22 protein-coding genes are annotated in these 17,382 nt (G+C 64.8%); 9 read left to right on the forward strand and 13 right to left on the reverse strand.

All coding sequences use genetic code 11. The annotated features are described in order from the left end of the window. Position 1: 1 nt before the first annotated feature. The 3 genes from LZ012_RS02090 to LZ012_RS02100 are packed head-to-tail and all read left to right on the forward strand — an operon-like array spanning position 2 to position 2,713. Positions 2–802, forward strand: a complete 801-nt coding sequence (locus tag LZ012_RS02090; protein WP_275707043.1) for a polysaccharide deacetylase family protein — start codon at positions 2–4, stop codon at positions 800–802. Further along, a complete protein-coding gene (locus LZ012_RS02095; protein WP_275707046.1) occupies positions 799–1,527 on the forward strand; it encodes a class I SAM-dependent methyltransferase in 729 nt (242 codons plus the stop codon). Before LZ012_RS02090 ends, LZ012_RS02095 begins: the two co-directional genes overlap by 4 nt. Before the next feature lie 13 nt (positions 1,528–1,540). Beyond that, positions 1,541–2,713 carry a DUF1615 domain-containing protein gene (locus LZ012_RS02100; RefSeq protein ID WP_275707048.1) on the forward strand — a complete coding sequence of 391 codons (1,173 nt, stop codon included), beginning with the start codon at positions 1,541–1,543 and terminating at the stop codon, positions 2,711–2,713. Between the two features lie 27 nt (positions 2,714–2,740). Here LZ012_RS02100 and LZ012_RS02105 read toward each other — a convergent pair whose 3' ends face one another. The 4 genes from LZ012_RS02105 to LZ012_RS02120 form a co-directional block, all read right to left on the reverse strand. Further along, positions 2,741–3,187 (reverse strand): hypothetical protein, encoded by a 447-nt coding sequence (locus LZ012_RS02105; protein WP_275707050.1) that lies wholly within the window; start codon positions 3,185–3,187, stop codon positions 2,741–2,743. A gap of 67 nt (positions 3,188–3,254) precedes the next feature. Beyond that, entirely contained in the window at positions 3,255–3,677 is a 423-nt protein-coding gene (locus tag LZ012_RS02110) for a hypothetical protein (RefSeq protein ID WP_275707052.1), read from the reverse strand. A 65-nt stretch (positions 3,678–3,742) separates the two neighbouring features. Beyond that, entirely contained in the window at positions 3,743–4,594 is an 852-nt protein-coding gene (locus tag LZ012_RS02115) for a 2-keto-4-pentenoate hydratase (RefSeq protein WP_275707055.1), read from the reverse strand. Between the two features lie 62 nt (positions 4,595–4,656). After that, positions 4,657–5,280, reverse strand: coding sequence for a hypothetical protein (locus LZ012_RS02120; protein ID WP_275707057.1), 624 nt, complete (start codon positions 5,278–5,280; stop codon positions 4,657–4,659). A 47-nt stretch (positions 5,281–5,327) separates the two neighbouring features. On the opposite strand from LZ012_RS02120, the gene LZ012_RS02125 reads away from it, so the two are divergent. The 6 genes from LZ012_RS02125 to LZ012_RS02150 all read left to right on the forward strand — a co-directional run bounded on the left by LZ012_RS02125 (position 5,328) and on the right by LZ012_RS02150 (position 9,259). Then, positions 5,328–6,518 carry a beta-ketoacyl-[acyl-carrier-protein] synthase family protein gene (locus LZ012_RS02125; protein WP_275707060.1) on the forward strand — a complete coding sequence of 397 codons (1,191 nt, stop codon included), beginning with the start codon at positions 5,328–5,330 and terminating at the stop codon, positions 6,516–6,518. Continuing rightward, entirely contained in the window at positions 6,515–7,315 is an 801-nt protein-coding gene (locus LZ012_RS02130) for a beta-ketoacyl synthase chain length factor (protein WP_275707063.1), read from the forward strand. Before LZ012_RS02125 ends, LZ012_RS02130 begins: the two co-directional genes overlap by 4 nt. After that, positions 7,309–7,758 (forward strand): hotdog family protein, encoded by a 450-nt coding sequence (locus tag LZ012_RS02135; protein ID WP_275707067.1) that lies wholly within the window; start codon positions 7,309–7,311, stop codon positions 7,756–7,758. Before LZ012_RS02130 ends, LZ012_RS02135 begins: the two co-directional genes overlap by 7 nt. Next, positions 7,755–8,474 (forward strand): 3-oxoacyl-ACP reductase FabG, encoded by a 720-nt coding sequence (fabG, locus tag LZ012_RS02140; RefSeq protein ID WP_275707070.1) that lies wholly within the window; start codon positions 7,755–7,757, stop codon positions 8,472–8,474. Before LZ012_RS02135 ends, fabG begins: the two co-directional genes overlap by 4 nt. Positions 8,475–8,620: 146 nt before the next feature. After that, the gene (locus LZ012_RS02145) at positions 8,621–8,974 is read left to right on the forward strand and encodes an HdeA/HdeB family chaperone (RefSeq protein ID WP_275707072.1); all 354 of its coding nucleotides are present in this window, start codon (positions 8,621–8,623) and stop codon (positions 8,972–8,974) included. A 36-nt stretch (positions 8,975–9,010) separates the two neighbouring features. Further along, on the forward strand, positions 9,011–9,259 hold the full coding sequence (locus LZ012_RS02150; RefSeq protein WP_275707075.1) for a hypothetical protein: 249 nt from the start codon (positions 9,011–9,013) through the stop codon (positions 9,257–9,259). A gap of 3 nt (positions 9,260–9,262) precedes the next feature. Here LZ012_RS02150 and LZ012_RS02155 read toward each other — a convergent pair whose 3' ends face one another. The 9 genes from LZ012_RS02155 to LZ012_RS02195 are packed head-to-tail and all read right to left on the reverse strand — an operon-like array spanning position 9,263 to position 17,372. Further along, entirely contained in the window at positions 9,263–9,592 is a 330-nt protein-coding gene (locus tag LZ012_RS02155; RefSeq protein WP_275707078.1) for a thioredoxin family protein, read from the reverse strand. A gap of 10 nt (positions 9,593–9,602) precedes the next feature. Beyond that, a complete protein-coding gene (locus LZ012_RS02160; RefSeq protein WP_275707081.1) occupies positions 9,603–10,802 on the reverse strand; it encodes a cation:proton antiporter in 1,200 nt (399 codons plus the stop codon). A gap of 7 nt (positions 10,803–10,809) precedes the next feature. Next, complete coding sequence (locus tag LZ012_RS02165; RefSeq protein ID WP_275707084.1) at positions 10,810–11,952, reverse strand: HPP family protein; 1,143 nt, start codon at positions 11,950–11,952, stop codon at positions 10,810–10,812. Positions 11,953–11,956: 4 nt separating this feature from the next. Beyond that, complete coding sequence (locus LZ012_RS02170; protein WP_275707086.1) at positions 11,957–12,715, reverse strand: glycosyltransferase family 2 protein; 759 nt, start codon at positions 12,713–12,715, stop codon at positions 11,957–11,959. 11 nt (positions 12,716–12,726) lie between these two features. Further along, positions 12,727–13,509, reverse strand: a complete 783-nt coding sequence (locus tag LZ012_RS02175; RefSeq protein WP_275707088.1) for a lysophospholipid acyltransferase family protein — start codon at positions 13,507–13,509, stop codon at positions 12,727–12,729. Next, a complete protein-coding gene (locus tag LZ012_RS02180) occupies positions 13,502–14,335 on the reverse strand; it encodes a MipA/OmpV family protein (protein ID WP_275707090.1) in 834 nt (277 codons plus the stop codon). Before LZ012_RS02180 ends, LZ012_RS02175 begins: the two co-directional genes overlap by 8 nt. Before the next feature lie 16 nt (positions 14,336–14,351). Further along, positions 14,352–15,353, reverse strand: a complete 1,002-nt coding sequence (locus tag LZ012_RS02185; protein ID WP_275707092.1) for a chorismate transformation FkbO/Hyg5 family protein — start codon at positions 15,351–15,353, stop codon at positions 14,352–14,354. Beyond that, positions 15,353–16,690, reverse strand: coding sequence for an NAD(P)/FAD-dependent oxidoreductase (locus LZ012_RS02190; protein WP_275707094.1), 1,338 nt, complete (start codon positions 16,688–16,690; stop codon positions 15,353–15,355). The genes LZ012_RS02185 and LZ012_RS02190 overlap by 1 nt, the downstream gene beginning before the upstream one ends. A gap of 37 nt (positions 16,691–16,727) precedes the next feature. Next, entirely contained in the window at positions 16,728–17,372 is a 645-nt protein-coding gene (locus LZ012_RS02195) for a hypothetical protein (RefSeq protein ID WP_275707096.1), read from the reverse strand. Positions 17,373–17,382 lie beyond the last annotated feature (10 nt).

Raw genomic sequence — 17,382 nt, forward strand, 5'->3', positions numbered from 1 at the left:
CATGCCGACCCCCTGGAAACCGACCCCCGCCATCCGCGCCACGCTGGCCATCCACGCCGGCGCCGCCATCGGCTGCCTGTTCGCGCCGGCCGTCTGGCCGTGGGCGCTCGGTGCCCTGGTCATCAACCATGCGGTGATCACCACCGCCGGCCTGCTGCCGCGCTCGACGCTGCTCGGACCGAACCTGACCCGCCTGCCGGCTGCCGCCATCGCTCACCGCGAAGTGGCAATCACCATCGACGACGGCCCCGACCCCGAGGTCACGCCGCAAGTCCTCGACATTCTGGACGCCGCCGGCGCCAAGGCCACCTTCTTCTGCATCGGCTGGCGGGCCCGCGAAAATCCGGCGCTGTGCCGCGACATCGTCGCCCGCGGCCATCAGGTGGAGAACCACGGCGACAGCCATTCCAAGGTCTTCGCCTTCTTCGGTCCCGGCCGCATGCGCACCGACATTGCCGCCGGGCAGGCAACGCTGGCCGACATCACCGGCCGCACGCCGCGCTACTTCCGCGCCACCGCCGGCTTGCGCAATCCCTTCCTCGACCCGGTGCTGCACCGGCTCGGCATCAAGCTCGCCGCCTGGACGCGCCGCCCCTACGACACGCGCTGCGGCGACCCGGACACGGTGTTCGAGCGCCTGAGCCGCGACCTCGGCCCGGGCGACATCCTGCTCCTGCACGACGGCCATGCCGCCCGCACGGCGGATGGCCAGCCGGTCATCCTCGCCGTGCTGCCGCGCCTGCTCGCCACGCTGCGCGACCAACAACTCAACCCCGTCACGCTGAACGACGCCACATCATGACCAAGCGTTTCCTGCGCTCCCTGCTCGACGAAGCCAGCCGCCCCTTCAACGGCAACGGCCATTTCGCCTACCACTATTCACGCGGCAAGCTGTCCTCCGACAGCATCTTCCGCGAAATCCTCAAGCGCGGCCTGTTCCCCGCCGAAGGGCGCTACCTCGACCTCGGTTGCGGCCAGGGCAGCCTGTTCGCCTGGCTGCTCGCCGCCCGCAAGCTGTACGAAGCCGGCCATTGGCCGAAGGACTGGCCGGCCGCGCCGAAGCCACAGCACCTGCACGGCATCGAACTGATGCAGAAGGACGTGGACCGTGCCGCCCGCGCCTTCGGGGCCGACCACCCGGTCGTCCGTATCGAGCAGGGCGACATGACCAAGGCCGATTTCGGCAAGGCCGATGTCGTCACCATCCTCGACGCCCTGCATTATTTCGACCATGCCCACCAGAAGGACGTGCTGAAGCGTATCCGCGCCGCACTGCCGCCCGGCGGCCTGTTCCTTACCCGCGTCGGCGACGCCTCGGCCGGGCTGCCCTACCACCTGTGCAACTGGGTCGACCACGCCGTCACCTTCGTCCGCGGCCATCGCCTGCCACGCCTCTACTGCCGGCCGCTGGCCGAGTGGGTCGCCTTGCTGCAAAGCCTCGGCTTCAGCGTCGAGACCGACCCGATGAACGAAGGCAAGCCTTTCGCCAACATCATGCTGGTCTGCCGCGTCCCGGCTGCCGCCTGATCCGCCCGTTTCGATGCGCCGTACCGTTCTTCCCGCCTTGATGATCGCCGTCCTGCTGGCCGGCTGTTCGACTTTCGAGGAAGGCGAGGGCGAAGGTCCGGCGCTGCCGCCCGACATGGCGCGGCGTGCCGACGGCCGGACGGCCACCGCCTGGCCGACTTCGTTGGGCGAGACCGAAGTCAGGAAGCGCATCGCCCGCCTGCTGCCCGGCACCGTCAAGGACAGGGCCGGGTGGGCCGAAGACCTGCACACCGCGTTCAAGGCGCTGGAAGTGCCGCACGCCACGCAGACCTATTGCGCGGCGATGGCCGTCATCGAGCAGGAATCGAGCTTCCAGGCCGACCCGGTGGTGCCCGGCCTGCCCAACATCGTGCGCAAGGAGCTGGAAATGCGGGCCGGACGTTACGGCGTGCCGTCGCTGATCGTCACCGCCGCGCTGAGCAAGAACTCGCCGACCGGCAAGAGCTACAACGAGCGCATCGACGCGCTGAAGACCGAAACCCAGCTCAACGACCTGTTCGAGGACATGATCGGCGAGCTACCCTTCGGCCGGCAGCTGTTTGCCGACTACAACCCGGTGCGCACCGGCGGCCCGATGCAGGTCAGCGTCGAATTTGCCGCCCAGCACGTCAAGGAACGCAGCTACCCGTACCCGATCGCCAGGAAGCTGCGCAACGAGGTATTCACCCGGCGCGGCGGACTCTATTTCGGCAGCGCCATCCTGCTCGACTACGAAGTGCCCTACGACCAGATCGTCTATCGCTTCGCCGATTTCAACGCCGGCCGCTACAGCAGCCGCAATGCCGCCTTCCAGCTGGCGCTCGGCAAGCTCAGCGGCAAACCGCTGGCGCCGGACGGTGACCTGCTGCGCTACGAGAACGGCCTGCCGGCCAATGTCGCCAGCAGCGTCGAGGATGCCGCGCTGGGCATTGCCTACAAGCTGGACATGAGCCGCCCGCAGATTCGCCGCGACCTGCTGCTCGAAAAGACCGCCGCCTTCAGCCGCAGTCCGCTGTTCACCCGCGTCTTCGAAATGGCCGACAAGCTGGGCAAGCCCATGCCCCGCCAGGCCATGCCGCAGATCGACCTGAAAAGCCCGAAGATCACCCGCAGGCTGACCACCGAATGGTTCGCCCGCCGGGTCGAAGGCCGCTACAAGACCTGCCTGGCGCGCGGTATCACCTAAGCGCGCCGCAACGCCGCGGTCCAGCCATCACTTGGCCGGAATGGCCGCCTCGATCTTCTTGCGGTCCAGGTATTTCTCGAAGGTGCTGAACGAGGCATTGACGTCCGGATTGGACATCAATTCCTGCATGGCCAGCCCGCCCAGCGCCCGGAACGCAGTCTGCATGGCCGTCGCACCTTCGTTCTTGATCGCCGCCTGCGTCTGTTTCGCGCAGTCCTCGCTGAGTAGGCGGGTAACCAGCACGCCCATGGTATTCGACGTCTGATCACGCACCTTGTCCGCCACGTTGGCGAATTCGCGAATCTCGGGATGGCTCGCCATCGCCGCAAAGACCCACTTGGCGAGGTCCTTGCGATCCTTGCCACTGGTGTTGTCTGTCAGGCAACTGGTCAGCGCCGCTGCGTCGGGGCCGGCGATAGCGGGCAGGGTAGCGAGGAGAGTGCAGGTCGTGAGCAGAAATTTTTTGAGGTTCATGGGACTAGGCGTTGAAGTTAGACGACGTTCAAAATTACAAATCGGACCACTGCGCTGCTGGCCTGTATTAGGGCTGGGGAGCGCCATTTACCTGGATTTCCGCCTTGATTCGGCGAGCCAGTTTGTCGACTGACTCGAGACCGATGTCCGCCTGCTCCCACCATTCATCCGAGAATTTCTGCGGTGACGCCCAGTACTGGCCATTGACGTTGCAGCGTTTGGCGAGTTTCTTCACACCGAGCGCTTCAAGTTGAAATCCCAACTCGGTCCACATGGCGGCCAGTTCGGCTTCGGTGGCTGGATCGACTTTGCCTTGATCGCGCTCCCGGCAATACCGCTCAGTCCTTCTGACGCCGGTAATCACGCTTTCGATTGCGTGGATGCAAGCGGCCTTCCTTTCGTCGGAAGCCCGACTCAGGCTGCGTAGCCACTGCAGCAGGTATTTCAATAACGATGCTGCTGAACTGGCCGGCAGGACGGGTTCTATCATGTTGTAAATACAGGGAAGCAACCAGAGCAAGTCTAGCTCATTCGCATAGACAAACCACGCTCGGCCTACTTGAACTTGACCCCCACACCCGGCATTCCGGGTAGCCCTTCATAGCTGACCCGAATGTTCATGCCCGGCTTGGGCGGCATCAGGGGCATGAAAGAGCCCAGGCTGAGCAGGTCGCCGGCCTTCAGTTGGCGGCCGTTGCGGGCAAGGTCGCGGGCCAGCCAGATCACGGCGTTCAGCGGGTGCTCGAGGATGGCGCTGCCCGGGCCGCGAGCGAGTTCCCTGTTGCCATCGGCGACGTCGCGGACAACGACCGACATGCTGGCCAGGGTGTCGAGGTGGGCAGGCATCGGGGCTATCCGCCGGCCGAGAATGCCGAGGCGGGCGCCGGCGTTGATGGCGGTCAGCGTGGCGCTGTTGGGGGTTTCCCCGGGGTCGAGCAGCAGATCTGGCAGTTCGATGAAGGGAATGAGCGCGCTGAGGTGAGGCAGGACTTCGGCCGGCGTCCGCGCCTGGTTGATGCCTTCATCCTTCACCTCGACGACGAGATCGGCTTCGAACACCGGCCGGGTGCCGAACTTGGCGGGCAGTTCGGCGCCGTCGGCGAGCAGCATTTTCTCGAACAGGATGCCGCGCACCGGGGCGTCAGTACCGAAGCGTTTCTGCACGGCGGCATTGGTCAGCCCGGCCTTGTAGCCGACGATCCGGCCCTCGCTCCGGACCAGTTCGCCAACCAGCAGTTGCCGGGCGCAGGCGGCATCGGTCGGGCTCATGTCCTTGTCCAGCCCGCTGATCGGCTGCATGTCCCGCCACTGGCTGGCAAGGGCAGCCACACTTTCCGGGCTGGGGCAGGCGGCCTGGGCGCCACCAAAGAGCGCAATAATCAGCGAAAGGCAGAAAACGTAGCGCATGTCGGCTCTCCTAAAGGTCGGACCTCGCCATGCCCACCAGGATATCAGGCAATTCGAGCGGGCTACCAGCCATCCGGATCGCAGGGTCGGGCTATCTCATCCGCGTGTTTTTCAATGAAATCGGCGAATTTCCCCTTGTAGATCCGATAGCCTTCCCGGCGAAAAATTTCCTTGAGCAAGGGGTGCCGCATCCTGCCCAGAATATAGGAGTGCCAATGCTCGCCTTCGAACTGGATGTTCAACTGCGGATCCAGCGTGGCCAGGTAGATCTCTTCAAAGGCGTTCAGATGGAAATAGACAATGCTTTTCAGGCGGAAATAGCACTTGTCGCGCGGGATGGTGATATCCCCGAAATATGGCGTCTGCCGGCCTGCCTCGGCCATGAAGGCGGCGAACTCGCCGGGATACTGGAGAACCAGTTTATCGAGTTCATACATCCGGTCCATCAGCTTCGACGCCTGGGCGATGGGCTGCATGCGCCGGCTGAACCAGTACGCCAGCCAGGATGCGCAGGCGGCCACGGACGAAACCAGAGGACCGAGGTAATTGGGGTCGATGTTGAACATGACGCTCACTCCCAAAAACGATAGTGCATGGCGAGGGTATGGGTCACGGAAACTATAGCAAAACGGCTGGGCGCCGGAAGGCCAGGGAATACGGTGCGGGCCTTGCCATCCGGCGGGCAAGGCATCCCCTCTGCTAAAATCCGCGAAAATTCAATTTGAGTGCCATCGTGACTCCGCTGCTTCTTTCCGCCTACACCGCCACGACCTGTCTCGGACGGGGCCTCGATGCGACGCGCGCAGCCTTGCGTGCAGGACGCAGCGGACTGGCGCCGTGCGCCTTCGAGACGGTGCAGCTCGACACCTGGATCGGCGAAGTACCGGCCGTCGATGCCGAAACGCTGCCCGCCGCCCTGGCGGCCTACGACTGCCGCAACAACCGCCTGACGCAGATGGGCCTGGAAACCGACGGCTTCGCCGACCGTGTCCGGGAAGCCATCGCCCGCTACGGCAAGACGCGGGTCGGCGTTTTCCTCGGCACCAGTACGGCCGGCATCCTGCAGACAGAACTGGCCTACCGCCGGCGCGATGCGGAGACCGGTGCACTGCCCGACGATTTCCACTACCGCACGACACACAACTCTTTCTCGCTGGCAGAATTCACCCGCGACTACTTCGGGCTGGCAGGCATGGCCATGGCCATTTCGACGGCCTGCTCGTCGAGCGCCAAGGTCTTCGCTGCCGCCGCCCGCCAGTTGGAACTCGGGACCATAGACGCAGCCATCGTCGGCGGCGTCGATACGCTGTGCCTGACCACGCTCTATGGCTTCGCCTCGCTGCAACTGACCTCGACTCGGCCGTGCCGCCCCTATGACGGCGAGCGCAACGGCATCTCGATCGGCGAGGGCGCTGCCTTCGCGCTGCTCGAACGGGCCGACCACCCGCCTCCTGGCGCCATGCTGCTGCTCGGCACCGGCGAATCGAGCGACGCCTACCACATGTCCTCGCCGCACCCGGAGGGACTGGGCGCCAAGCTGGCCATGGAGGCCGCGCTGCGCTCGGCCGGCCTGAGCACGGCTGACATCGGCTACATTAACCTGCACGGCACCTCGACGCCGGCCAACGATGCCGCCGAGGGCAAGGCCGTCGCCGCGCTGTTCGGAGACCGCGTGCCGTGCAGTTCGACCAAGGGCGCCACCGGCCACACGCTGGGCGCTGCTGGCGCCGTCGAAGCGGTGATCTGCGCGCTGGCGCTGACCGACAGCTTCCTGCCTGGCAGCCCGGGGACACAAAGCCTCGACCCCGCCATCCCGGTCGATTACCTGCTGCACGGCCGGGCCGGCACCGTACGCCATGCCCTGACCAATTCCTTCGGCTTCGGCGGCAGCAACTGCAGCCTGATCCTCGGAGTCGCGCCATGAGCAAACCACTGACCGCCTGGATCGAAGGCATCGGCTTCCTGGCGCCCGGCCTGCCGGACTGGCCGACCGCCCGTGCCGTGCTGCGTGGCGAACAGGCCTATGAAAATGCGCCTTCCGTGCTGCCCGCCCCGGCCATCCTGCCGCCGGCCGAACGCCGCCGCGCTAGCCGTGTCGTCAAACTGACCTTGGCCGTCGGCCTCGAAGCCGCCACCCACGCCGGCGCCGATGTCGCCCTGCTGGCTACGGTGTTTTCCGCTTCCGGCGCCGACGGCCACAACTGCCACGCCCTGTGCGAGCAGCTGGCCAGCGAGGACCGCCAGATTTCGCCGACCCGCTTCCACAATTCGGTACATAACGCCGCCGCCGGCTACTGGGGCATCGCCACCGGCGCCATGGCCCCGTGCCAGGTCCTCTGCGCCTACGACGCCAGCTTTGGCGCTGGTTTGATCGACGCTCTCGGCCAGGTCGTTCTGGACCAACAAACGACCTTGCTCATCGCCTACGACAGCGAATACCCGGAACCGCTGTTCGCCAAGCGCCCGGTGCCTGACGTGGCGGGGATCGGCCTGCTCCTGACGCCGCAGCGCAGCGAACGCTCGCTGGCGCAGATCACCGTCACGCCGAGCACCGCCAATGCCGACATGCTGGCCGATGACGGGCCGGAAACCCTGCGCACCGCCATCCCGGCCTTGCGCGCCCTGCCGCTGCTGCGCAAGCTGGCGCTGGTCGAGGGCGGTGAAGTCTACCTCGACTACCTGCCGCCGATGCAATTGAGCGTCGCCATCCAGCCGTGCTAGACCGCGCCTGGATCGCCGCCCACATCCCGCATCAGGGCAACATGTGCCTGCTCGATGCCGTGACGGACTGGTCACCTGAGGCCATAAGCTGCGTCGCCAGCAGCCACAGCGCCCCGGCCAACCCGCTGTGCGCCGGGGGGCGCCTGGGCGCCGCCAACGGCATCGAATACGCCGCCCAGGCCATGGCCATTCACGGCGCCTTGCTCGCAGGCAATGATGGACAACCGCGCCAGGGCTATCTGACCAGCGTGCGCGGCGTGACCCTGCATGTCGCCCGCCTCGACGACCTTCCGGGCGAATTGCTCGTCCGCGCCGAGCGCCTGTCCGGCGACGCCAACAACATCCTCTACCAGTTTTCCCTCCACCACGCCGACCGCTGCCTGCTCGAAGGCCGCGCCGCCGTGGTCTTGGATGCCAGCACCCTGAGCAAGGAACAGTCATGAAACGGGCCCTCGTCACCGGCGGCAGCGGCGGCATCGGTGCCGCCATCTGTCGGCGCCTCGCCGCCGACGGTCACCACGTCATCGTGCACGCCAACCGCAGCCTGGACAAGGCCGAAACCGTCGTCGCCACCATCCGGGAAACCGGCGGCAGCGCCGAGGCCATCGCTTTCGACGTCACCGACCGCACCGCCACAGCCGCCGCACTGGACAAGCTGCTCGAGGCCGGTGCCATCCAGATCCTGGTCAACAACGCCGGCATCCACGCCGATGCCGTGTTCCCCGGCATGTCCGGCGAGCAGTGGGATTCGGTCATTGCCGTGTCGCTGAATGGCTTCTACAACGTCACGCAGCCGCTGACCATGCCGATGATCCGCACCCGCTGGGGCCGCATCGTCACCATTTCGTCGGTCGCCGGCATCACCGGCAACCGTGGCCAGGTCAATTACTCCGCCGCCAAGGGCGCGCTGCATGCGGCGACCAAATCGCTGGCGCTGGAACTGGCCAGTCGCGGCATCACGGTCAACGCCGTAGCCCCCGGCATCATCGCCACCGACATGATCGACGGCGCCTTCGACGCCGATACCATCAAACAACTGGTGCCGATGAAGCGCGCCGGCCAGCCAGAAGAAGTCGCCGACCTCGTCGCCTTCCTCGCCTCGGGCAGCGCCGCCTACATCTCCGGGCAGATCATTTCGATCAATGGCGGGATGATCTGAGCTTCAGTCTCGACTTTTCCGTGGTGGCGCCGCGCCTGTGGGAGTACGCCAACCGTCTCGCCGTGTACTGCCTGCTCAATCTTCTGGATGACCCGGCCCTGCTGGCTATGGCATTCTGTTAGCCAGGCCCGTCACAGGAGCATCAGATGCGCAGTCGCCAGTCAGGCAAGTGGATTTTGGGAGCATTGATCGCCGTGTTGGCATTCGGTGCCGACGCTGCGCCGCCCAAGCTGCTCGGCCTCGACGACATGTCCTGCCCGGCCTGGGCTAATACCAAAGCCAATCCCGACGAGCGCCAGCCGTATCTGGCCTGGGCGCGTGGCTTTCTCAGCGGCCACAACTACGCCAATCAGCGCCAGCAGGTGACCGACGTATCGAATGGCACGATAGAGCAGTATGCCGACCGCTACTGCCGGGCGAATCCGAAGGCATCGTTTGCCGATGCGCTGTACCGGATGAGCGATGAATTCTCCGGACGGGGTGCCGCCCTGTCCAAATAGCCAGTTAGCCTCACCGACCCGATCACGGAGATCCCCATGAGCGAAATAAGCCCCCTCAATCTGCATGAAGCGGCACTCTCCCTAGCCAGTTCGCCGGACGCCGTGCACGACGCCGAGTTTGCCCTGGCCCAGGCCATCGAACATGGCGAACTGCGCGCCAATGTGAAGCGCTGGGCGACCGAGCAGTGGGAAGGCAAGCAGTTGCCGGGCAACATCAACCGGCTGGAAACCTTCATCGACCGTGGCGAACTGGACGCCTGGCAGAAGCGGCGCCAGCCGGCCTGATCTTCAGGCCGTGGCCAGACGGGCGAGGGTGGCGGCGATGTCCGCCTTGTCGGTCGGCCGGACCAGGCGCCTGATTTCCTGGCCATCGCGCAGGAAAATCAGCGTCGGCCACAGCTTGACCCGATAACTGCGCCCCAGGCGGCGTCCCGGACCGTCCTCGACCTTGATGTGGCGCAGCGCCGGATAGTCCGCCATCGCCGCCGCAATAGCCGGCTGGGCGGCCTGGCAATGGCCGCACCAGTTGGTCCCGAATTCAAGCAGGAGGAGCCCGGGCAGGGCGTCGATCTCGTCCCGCGCCGGGGCATCTTCGCTGTAGGTCGGTAGGTAAGCCATACGCTTCGCCTCAGGCCACGCGCAGGATCAGCGACTTGAGCTGCGCCAGCTTGGGCGCGACGATGGGCACGGTCAGCATGGTGCTGGCGATGGCCATCAGCAGCAGAGCCGTGAAGGTTTCGCTGGTGATGATCTGCTTGTCGAGCAGGATGTTGGCGAAAATGATCATGATCAACGCCTTGGTCTGTAGCAGCCAGCCGATGATGCTGGCTTCGCCCGGGGCCCACTTAAGGATGCGGCCGGCGATGCGCACGCCGATCAGCTTACCGCCGATCGAAGCGAGCAGGAGCAGGCCGGCGGCGAGGAAGACGGCGGCCCCGCCGACATCCCAGTTGGTACGCAGGCCGGTGGATAGGAAAAATACCGGCATCACGGCGAGCAGGACGTGATGGCGCAGCATGTCCATCTTTTCCTGATTGAACCACTCGGCTTCCATGCTCGCTCCGGCCAGGAAGGCGCCGACCATGAAATGCAGCCCGGCCCAGTCGGCGCCGAAGGAAACGGCGGCCAGCCAGATCAGCGCGACGTACCAGCGATCGCGCTCGGCCAAGCGGATCATCAGATGGTGGAACAGCCAGGCGGCCACGCCAAAGCCGAATAGGAAGGCGCCTTGCCGGCCGATGCGCTCCCAGTCCATCAGGATCAGGGCCAGCACGCCCCAAATGGCGATGTCGTCCAGGCTGGCGTAGCGCAGGATACGCTGACCGATGGGCTGGCGCAGCACGTCGAGCTTTTCCATGAGCAGGATCAGGATGGGCAAGGCGGTCACCGCGCAGGCCATGCCGACGCCGACGACGAACTGCCAGGTCAACGCCTTGCTCCCCATCCAGCCCTCGAAACCGAGCATGAATGCTGCCGCCACGCAACCGAAGACCAGCGGCACGCCGAGCGCCAGGCCGGCCGTGATGCCGCTCTCCCGGCGATGCGCCCAGGCTTTCTTAAGATCGAGTTCGACCCCGGCGATCATCACGAACAGCATGACCGCCCACCACGCGATGCCGTTCAGCGACTGAATCACAGCCGGGTTGAATACGAAGCTGTAGTAGTCGGGGAAAATCTTGCCGAGGATGCCCGGCCCGAGCAGGATGCCGGTGATGATCTGGACGACGACCAGCGGCGCGTGATAGTCGGTCTTGCCGAGCCGCCAGATAAGGTAGGGCACTGTGAAGATGATCGTCATCGCGATCAGGAAGATTTCTGTTGTGTTCATTCGATCCTCAATGACGGGCCGCCGATGCCGCCTGACGGTGGTAAACCGCCGCCAGCAGATCGGTCTGGGTTAATACGCCGGCCAGACGCCGGTCTTCATCGACCACCGGCACGATGGCCGGATGATCCTGGCTAGACAGCAGGGCCAGCATGTCGCCGAGCGGCGCCGTCAGCGATGCGGTGATGAAACGCTGGCTCATGATCTGGCCGACCACCTCCGGCTTGTCGGAATACGCGGTCGGGGTTGGTCGCAGCAGACGGCGGATGTTCTCGCCTATGCTCTGGCCGTTGTCCGGGGCGACATGGCGCAGATAGTTCTCCAGGGTCAGCACGCCGATCACCCGGCGCGCCGGGTCCACCACCGGTAGGCCATGCAAGTGATGTTCCTGCATCAGTGCCCAGGCTTCATTCAATTCGGTGGCGAAGGTCACCGCCAGGGCGGGCGACGACATCACTTCGCCGCAGGTCCGCCGCTCGTGGCGGCGATGAGCGTGCGCCGTCGCCAGGTCGTAGATGCTGACCAGGTCGTCCTCGCTGACGTCGAGATAGGTATCGAGCTTCTCCAGCGCGTACTGCAGGTCTTCGTGGCGAATGCTGCGCCGCGGCGGGCGGACCGTCGTCGGGCGAGCCGGCACGCACTGCGGGTAACGCCGGCCTGGCATCAGGTTGTTGATGGCCAGCACGGCAATCAGCCCGGCGACGACATTGAGCAGCGCAGTAAGCAGCGACACCGTGTGCTGCTGGGCGGCAATGGCGAAAACCACGGCCATCGCCCCGCCCGGCGGATGGATGCAACGGAGCAGGGCGGTCAGCCAGATGGCCACGCCGAGGGCGACCCCGATGGCCAGCCAGGCCGGCTGCACCCACAGGCCAGCCATGTAGCCGACCAGGGCCGACAGAAGCAGGCCGCCGGCCAGCGACCAGGGTTGGGCCAGCGGGCTGTGCGGCAAGGCGAACAGGATCACCGTACTGGCGCCGAGCGGCGCCAGCAGATAACTGACATTGCCGCCAGCCGGCAGCACGGCGAGGATTCCCTGCATGAGCAGGATGCCCAGGCAGCCGGCCAGCGCGCTGATCCGCCGTTCGCGCACCGACAGCGGCACGGCGTCGGCGATCAGGTAGCGGAGGGCGAACTGGCGCAGGGCTTCCATCGGCTCAGGCCATCACGTAGCGGACCAGCAGCAGCGGCAGGCGCAGCAGGAAACCGATGAATAGTCGGGTGTGCATCCAGGTCAGCAGCGTGTTGTCGCGCAGGTACTTGAAATGCGACACGCCGCCTTCCTCGGCCGACAGGTAGCGCACCGGCGCATCGAGGTTGATCGGCCGCACGCCGGCCCAGCACAGGCGCACCACGGCCTCCGGATCGAAATCGAAACGGCGCATGAAACGATTGCCGCGCATGATCTTGATGAGCGGGACGATGGGATAGACACGGAAACCGTACAGCGAATCGCCGATGCCCATCCACAACGTTTCCAGATTGGCCCAGCCGTTCGACACCTTGCGCCCATTGACGCGCAGGGCCGGCGCTTCCGGGCCGAACACCGGCTTGCCGAGAACCATCTTCGCCGGCGCCGCCTGCGAAGCGGCCATGAAAGTCGGAATCAGGTCGGCCGGATGCTGGCCGTCGGAATCCATGGTCAGGGCATGGGTGTAACCCTGCGCTGCTGCCTGTGTGATGCCAGCGAGCACCGCCGCGCCCTTGCCACGATTCTCGGGCAGCACGATGACCGTCAGGTCGTCGTCGCCGGCAGCCAGCGCCTGCAATTGTTCAGCCGTTCCGTCGGTACTGCCGTCGACCACCACCCACACCGGCGCCCATTGCGCCCGCGCCGCCCGCACCGTGTCCAGCACGCCGGGACCGGGGTTGTAGCTGGGGATCAGGACGAGATGGGTCGATGAACGGACAGACATGGACAAGGATTTCAGGCGGGAACGTGAACTGGAGGCCGGCCATTTTCGCCCAGTTCGGCCCGGAAATAGGCTTCGATCTCGGCCGTAAACACCTGGACATTGGTCGGCGGGTCGAAACGCCGGCCCAGCCGGACCCGGCAGCTCAACGGCAAGGCCGGGCGGCGGAACAGCGGCCAGGCCTTGCCCAGGTAAGGCGTCGAGAACTCGATCAGCACGGTCTGCACCGGCACCTTGGCCCGGTTGGCGACCAGCCCGGTGCTCGGCGTGCACGGATCGAGCGGAAAATTCGCAGTGCGCGTCCCTTCCGGGAAAATGACCAGTTTGGCACCGTCCTGCAGAGCCTCACGCGAATTGAGGATCATCTCGAGCGGCGCATCGTTGCGGATGTAGCGGGCCAGCCGGGCGGCAGCGCCGAACAGCAGGTTGTCCATCAACGACGCCTTCATGACGCACACCGCATTGGGCAGGCGGGAGACGATCATCACCGCATCGAGCAGGGAGGGATGGTTGGCGGCGACGATCAGCGGCCCGGAATCGCGCAGTTGATCGAGCTCCTGCAAATCAAAGCGGCAGGCGCAGAAGATTTCCAGGATGCCCAGGTAGAAGCGGAAACCGTTGGCAATAAAGCCCCGGCCCACCCACTGCGCCCAGCGCCGCGGCAACAAGGGCTTGAAGAGCAGGGCAAAGGGTAGCCAGCCGAGACAGATAAGGGCCAGCGTGCCCAGCCCGACAACCATGGCAAGCGATTCATAGACAATCCACAGCGGATTGCCGGAAGGGCCACGATCAGTCATCGACCTTAACGCGGGTCGACGATTCTCCAAGAATCCAGCTGATGGCGATGCCGCCGGCGAAGTAATCCTTCTGGCGAACCAGCGGGCTGTTTTCGAAGGTCGCGCCACTCAGGTTGTCGTAACGCACGAAAGCGCCGACCCAGTATTTCGGGAAGCGCTTGGACAGGGCGGCCAGGTACTGCATGCCGGCATAGCCGGCCCCGGCGTCATAGGCCGGGCGGGCGGCGGTCGCATATTGCGGTGCCACCGAATAATAGTAGGCGTGCTGGCGCTTGTCGCCGAACAGCGGGCCGGCGAGCAAACCGAGATTCCAGCCGGCCATGCCGGGGATGTCAGTAACGTCCATGTTGAGCTTGGGATGGAAAACCCAGCCGACATCCTTGGGCGATCCCTCGACAGTAAAGGCGGCGCGCAGCGGCAGCAGCACCTTGACGAAGCGGGCGCGGTTCTCGGAGCGCCACAAGGTGAGGTCGATCTGCGGGCCGATTTCGAAAGTCGCCTTGAGGTCGGGCATGCCGCTACGGGCGGTAATGTCATCGCTGTTGGCCGGTGGCGACAGGGCGGCCGACACTGTCAGTTCGATACGGTCGGAATCGAAGAAACTGCCGCGGACACCCTGGCGGTCGGCCTTGAGGAAATCGCCGTGGTAGGTGAAATGTGGCACCGGCAGCAGGAAATTGTTGGTCTGGTCCGAGCCGCGATAGGACGGAAAGCTAAAGGCGGCGACGCCGGCCCCCACTTCCCACAGCGGCTGGTCCTCGGCCGCCTGGGCAACGCTCATCGTCCCGAGTAGTGCCGTTGCTACCAAGCCCAGCTTGCCTGTCATCCGCATTCCGGCCATCTCAATTCTCCAGCACGTGCGAGGCAAAGGCCTCGATTTCGAGCAACAAATCATGCCGGCAGATGTCTGCCTGCACATAAACCACCTCGGCCTCGCCGATCAGCGGTTTCAGGGTAGCGCGTACCTTGGGGAAGTCGCCGGCGTGGCGGACATAAACCCGGTAGACCAATTCATTCAAGGCAAAGGCCGACGACCGGCACTGCCGGTTGGCCTCATCAACCACGGTGGCAATATTGGCCATCGACTCCTGACACTGGCCGACCACGTCGCCCGGATGCACGGTCTGATGGCCGACGATACTCGCCGTACCGGAAATGAAGAGGATTTCCTGACCTGCCGGATAGACCAGCGCCGCCCGCGAAAAGGTCGGGCTGCGCGGACCGTAGTCGGCAGGGTAGTTGTAGGCGCTGATCTGGCGCGGATTCTCGACCGGCACGGCCGGCGTCATGCCGGCCATGAAAGCGATGTTCAGCGCCCCGCCCGACAGGCCGATTGCGCAGGCGGCCGGTACGTTACCGGCCGCTCCGCGCCGGTATTCGAGAAAGGCGTCCTGGCGGCCGATATTGAATTGCCGATAGCGCTCCAGGCCCTGCATTTCCAGGTTGATGTCGGCCAGGTAGTTCCACACCCGCCACAGGTGCGGCATGCCCTGGGCGTCGAGCAGCCGGAAAATGCGGCGATAGGCTTCCGCGCTGGCCGCCTGCAGGGAAGAGCAGGCCGGCGTCGCCGGGAAGTCGGCTTCGCTCAGTTCGAGCACGCCATAGAGCACGCCGTCCGTGCGTTGCCAGGCGATGGCCTCGTCGCGGCCGGACTGCATCGGCAAAGTGGTCAGCCAGGTTTCATGCAAAGCGGCGGTGGTGGCCCCGAGCAGCGGGGCGAAGATGCGCTGCACCGGCCAGGGCGGCAGGGCGCCGCTCGCCGGCTCACCGAGCAGGGCACCACCGAATTCGCCGCTGGTTTCACGTGAAACCGCGGACAGCGAGGAAACGAATTGCAGGGACACTAGGCGTTATATACGACGTTCTCGTCAACTTTGCGGATATTGAACTTCCGACGTTTCCAGCCCATGAAAGCGCGCTTCGGCTGGGTGATGTTGGCGATGTAATAGAGCACCTTGAAGGCCCAGATCGACGACCAGATCGGCGTCTTGCCGAAAATGTCGCCGGCCAGCATGGACAGCACGGCTTCCTTGGTGCGGAACAGGTTGCGCGGCCCCATGAAGAAATCGCGCATGATCGGATTGGTCACCCGGTAGATGAACCACGAGAATTCCTTCGGCCCATGCTTCATCGCAGCATCGAACTTCTTCAGCGCGGTGGCGGCCTTGGCCGGGGTCTTCAGGCAGGTGTCGATGGCCTCGGCGGCGACCACGCCGCTGTTCATGGCGAGCAGCACGCCGGACGAAAAAACCGGGTCGATGAAAGCATAAGCGTCGCCCAGCATCACGTAGTTGTTGCCGTGGTTGCGCTCGGAAACGTAGGAGAAGTTGCCGGTGGCCTCGACTTCGTTGATCAGCTTCGCTTCGCTCAGGCGATCGGTCAACTTCGGGCACTGAGCAAAACCATCGCGCAGAAATTGTTCGAGGCTGCGCTCGCCCTTGGTCTTCATGTAGTACGGCCAGGTCACCATGCCGATGCTGGTGATGTCGTTCTGCATCGGGATGAACCAGAACCAGCCGTGCTCGAACCAGAAAATGGTGATGTTGCCTTCGGCCTGGCCTTCATGACGCTTGGCGCCGGTGAAATGGCCGTAGATCGCCGAACTGTTGTGCTTGGGATTGCGGTGCTTGATCTGGAAGCGGTTGGCCAGGAAGGTGTCGCGCCCCGAGGCATCAACCAGGAAACGGGCCTGCCATTCGCTTTCGCTGCCGTCGTCGTGCAGGGCACGCACCAGCACCGTATCGTCGGGCAGGAATTCGACCGACTTGGCCTTGCAGCCTTCATGCACCTCGACCCCCTTACGCGCCGCGTTGCGGATCAGGATGGTATCGAACTGGTCGCGCTTGACCTGATAGGCGTGGGGCATCGACTTGTCCCAGGCTTCGGCGAAGGAGAACACCGACGACATGTCGTGATGCGGCGAAACGAATTCGGCACCCGGTTTATGCATGCCGATGGCTTTCACTTCATCGGCGATGCCCATGCGCTCGAACAGCGGCAGGTTGGCCGGCAGCAGCGATTCGCCGATGTGGAAGCGCGGGTGATGCGCCTTTTCCAACATCACCACCTGGTGGCCTTGTTCGGCCAGCATCGGGGCCACGGTCGAACCGGCCGGTCCGCCGCCAATCACCAGCACGTCGCATTGCCGACGCTCAATCTTCTGTGCCTGCTGTTCCATCATGACAACCCTTTATCGATCTCTGCGGTGGCGATAATTTTTATTTACCCTTGTAGGTCATATAGCCCACGGTTTCCGAGTGGCCATCGATCTTGCTGACCGAGCCCTTGGCCCAATACACGTAGTACGGGCCGAAACTCGACCACCAGTAACGCCAGTACGGCCCGTCCAGCTTCGGGTTTTCGTTGGTCTGCGGATGGCCGACCGCCGTGATGACCTGCTCCTTGGTCATCCCCTTCATCAACTGGCCCTTGGCGATGGCGTTACGCACCGCTGGCGCGAACTTGGCGATCTTCGGCTTGGGGTCCTCGAGGACGACGATCTTGCTCACCCACTGCTCGGTCGTTTCCTCGGCCCGGCCGTAATCGTGGCCGAGGCGCATCGGCTTGCCGTCGATTTCCACGTAGGCACGATAGCCGTCGATCTTCTTGACGCTGATCGGCGTCCCGGCGGCGATGAAGGGCAGTTGGGCCAGGTTCGAATCGCTGATCCAGTCGCCGGAATAGTGCAGGTTGCAGCAGGCGTAGCCGTTGCGGATGCCGGATTCCTTCTTCGCCTCGGCTGCAGCCGCCGGTTTTCCTTCCTCCGGCTTGCTGTCGTTGCTCTTGCAAGCCCCGAGGGCCACCGCCGCGCAACAAACCGCCGCCAGCAGGCGAACCCCGGCAAAATTGGCAAATTCCTTCATGACCGGCCCC

The sequence above is a fragment of the Dechloromonas hankyongensis genome (genome assembly GCF_022012295.1).
Taxonomy (GTDB): domain Bacteria; phylum Pseudomonadota; class Gammaproteobacteria; order Burkholderiales; family Rhodocyclaceae; genus Azonexus; species Azonexus hankyongensis.